Below are 2,953 nucleotides of genomic sequence, written 5' to 3'. Positions count from 1 at the left end.
CGAAGTTGGCGAACAGCGTGGCCGCGATCAGCAGCGTGAACAGCATGGCCGTGGTGCGGGCCGATTCCACCAGCACCTCGAACAGGCTGCGCCAGGTGAGCATGCGCCGCAGCCAGGCGAACAGGAAGGCGCCGGCCGCGCCGAAGCCCGCGCCTTCGGTGGCCGTGAAGAAGCCGCCGTAGATGCCGCCCAGCACCACCAGCACCAGCACCAGCACGCCCCAGATGCCGCGCAGCGCGCGCCAGCGCTGCCGCCACGAGGCGCGCTCGCCGGCCGGGGCATGCTCGGGGTCGCGCGAGGTGACGAGGACGATGGCCATCATCAGCAGGGCGGCGGTGAGCAGGCCCGGGATCACGCCGGCGGCGAACAGCTTGCCGATGCTGGTCTCGGTGACGATGCCGTAGATCACCATGATGGTGGACGGCGGGATCATGATGCCCAGCGTGCCGCCGGCGGCCATCACGCCGGTGGAGAGCGCGTCGCTGTAGCCCAGCTTGCGCATGGAGGGATAGGCCACCTTGCTCATGGTGGCGGCGGTGGCGATGGAGGAGCCGCAGATGGCGCCGAAGCCGGCACAGGCCGCCACCGTGGCGTGGGCGAGGCCGCCGCGCAGGTGGCCGATGAAGGCATAGGCGGCGGCGAACAGCTCGTGCGCCAGCCCGGCGCGGGCGACGAAGTTCCCCATCAGGATGAACAGCGGGATCACCGACAGCGTGTAGGCGAAGCCGGTCTCGTAAACCACCTGCGCGGCGCTGGCCATGGCCGGCTGCCAGCCGCGCGTGAGCCCGATGCCGGCGAAGCCCACCAGCCCCATCGCGAAGGCGAGCGGCACCCGCGCCAGCGCGAGCAGGAAGATGGCCGCGAAGCCGATCAGCGCCGCCGTCACAGCGCCGCCCCTTCGCCCTCAGCGCGGGCGGTGGGGGGATAGCGCAGCAGCCAGAGGTGCACCAGGCCCGTGATGCCGCACAGCACGCCCATGCCGTAGATGAAGGGTGCCTTGCGGATCTGCAGCTGCGCGGTGGTTTCGCCGGTCTCGGCGAACTGGCCGCCCGTGCGCCACATCAGCCAGGCCAGCGCCAGCAGCACCGCGGCGCACAGCAGGTGCACCAGCAGCCACTGGGCGCGGCGCACCCAGGGCGGCAGGTAGGGATCGAGCGAATCGAACTCCACGTGCTCGCCGCGCCGCGACACCAGCGGCAGCGCGCCGAAGATCACCACCACCATCAGCAGCTCGGTCATCTCCAGCGAGCCCGGGATGGAATTGGAGGCGAACTTGCGCCCCAGCACGTCGAAGAAGGTCAGCGCCATGATGGCGAACAGCGCGATGCCCGAGAGCAGGCCGCAAAGCAGATCCAGCAGTTTGTTCACTCGTTGTCGTTCCCTCGGCCTTCGCAAACGAAAGCGGCACCGGGTCCCCCCGGGTGCCGCTCGTGCAGCAGGATGGCGGCCGGAATTACTTGGACTGCTTGGCGATCTCGGCGCGGAACTCGGCCAGCACCTTGGCCGCGTCCTTCAGGCCCTTGGCCTCGGCCTCCTTGACCCAGCGCTGCTCGAGCGCCGAGGTCCGGGCCTTCACGTCGGCGACGAACCTGGCGTCGGCCTTGGTGACCTGCACGTTGTTGGCCTGCATCAGGCCGTAGGCGCGCCGGTCCACCTTGTCCCAGTTGCGCCCCAGGATGCGGGCGGCGACCTCGCCGGAGGCGTCGTCGACGGCCTTCTTCTCCGCCGGGCCCAGCTTGGCATAGGTGGCCGGGTTCATCATGAACACGAAGCTGGTGTTGTAGAGGCCGCCGGGGAAGGTGGTGGCGTACTTGATGATCTTGTCGATCTTGAACGACTCGATCGATTCGGAGGGGAACAGCGTGCCGTCCATCACGCCGCCCGACAGCAGCTCGTACGAATCGGTGGCGGGCTTGAGCGTGACGTTCATGCCCAGCGCCTTGGAGATCTCGTTGACCATGCCGCCGCCGACGCGCCACTTGAGGCCCTGCAGGTCCTCCAGCTTGGTCACCGGGTGCTTGGTGTTGAAGATGATGCCGGGGCCGTGCGTGAAGTAGGCCAGCACGTGCACGCCCTGGTGCTCCTGGGCGAACTGCGGGTGCTTCATCGCGACCCGGTTGAAGGCCACCGACAGCGGCTCCGCCGCGTCACCCAGGAAGGGGAATTCGGCCATCTGCGTCAGGACGAAGCGGCCGGGGGTGTAGCCGTGCACGGTGAAGGAGACGTCGGCGAGGCCGTTCTTCACTGCGTCGTAGGTGCCGGGCGGGTTGGCCACCGCGCGCGGCAGGATGTTGCACTTGACCTTGCCGGCACTGTTCTTCGCGACCAGGTCGCACCATTCCTTCTGCGCGACGCTGAGCGCGTGGGTGGGCGGCACCCAGCTGGAGGCGGTCAGCACGGTCTGGGCGCCGGCGGGCAGGCTGGCGGCGAGCGCGCCCAGGGCGGCCAGGGAGAGCAGGCACGGCTTGTTCATCCAACGAACTCCTTTTCTTGGGGTCCGTGGGACTTTAAGACTCCGCCCTAAGGCCTCCGGTCCTGAATAACCCGCAAGGGTTCCCCCGCTCCGCGAGGGGGGCGCAGGGGTGGCCGGCGCCTATAATGCCGGAATCGAACGGTCGTTCTATTTTGCCCCTGACCCGCGTGGCACGATGCGCAGCGGAAGGCGGCCCGGCGGGCCGCATAGAATTCCGTTTACGTCAACGTCAATTCCCCCCACAGAAACCCTAGGAGTGCCCAGATGAAGGTCCTGGTCCCGGTCAAGCGGGTGGTGGACTACAACGTCAAAGTCCGAGTCAAGTCGGACGGCAGCGGTGTGGACATCGCCAACGTGAAGATGAGCATGAACCCCTTCGACGAGATCGCCGTGGAAGAGGCGGTGCGGCTGAAGGAGAAGGGCGTCGCCACCGAGGTGATCGCGGTGTCCTGCGGCGTGCAGCAGTGCCAGGAGACCCTG

Annotated in this window: 4 protein-coding genes; 1 reads left to right on the top strand and 3 read right to left on the bottom strand. The window is 68.2% G+C overall.

The features are described from left to right. The 3 genes from VFM98_RS05130 to VFM98_RS05120 all read right to left on the bottom strand — a co-directional run. A partial coding sequence (locus tag VFM98_RS05130) for a TRAP transporter large permease (protein ID WP_325108820.1) occupies positions 1-886 on the bottom strand: 886 nt, incomplete at its 3' end. Next, the gene (locus tag VFM98_RS05125) at positions 883-1,368 is read right to left on the bottom strand and encodes a TRAP transporter small permease (protein ID WP_325108819.1); all 486 of its coding nucleotides are present in this window, start codon (positions 1,366-1,368) and stop codon (positions 883-885) included. The genes VFM98_RS05125 and VFM98_RS05130, both read right to left, overlap by 4 nt. Positions 1,369-1,453: 85 nt before the next feature. Further along, on the bottom strand, positions 1,454-2,473 hold the full coding sequence (locus VFM98_RS05120; protein WP_325108818.1) for a TRAP transporter substrate-binding protein: 1,020 nt from the start codon (positions 2,471-2,473) through the stop codon (positions 1,454-1,456). A gap of 264 nt (positions 2,474-2,737) precedes the next feature. Between VFM98_RS05120 and VFM98_RS05115 the strand changes: the two genes are divergently transcribed. Beyond that, the coding region (locus tag VFM98_RS05115) for an electron transfer flavoprotein subunit beta/FixA family protein (RefSeq protein WP_414708984.1) at positions 2,738-2,953 on the top strand (216 nt) is incomplete at its 3' end.

The organism is Ramlibacter sp. (genome assembly GCF_035706265.1).
Classification (GTDB): Bacteria; Pseudomonadota; Gammaproteobacteria; order Burkholderiales; family Burkholderiaceae_C; genus Ramlibacter.
This window is presented reverse-complemented; position numbering and strand designations above follow the sequence as displayed.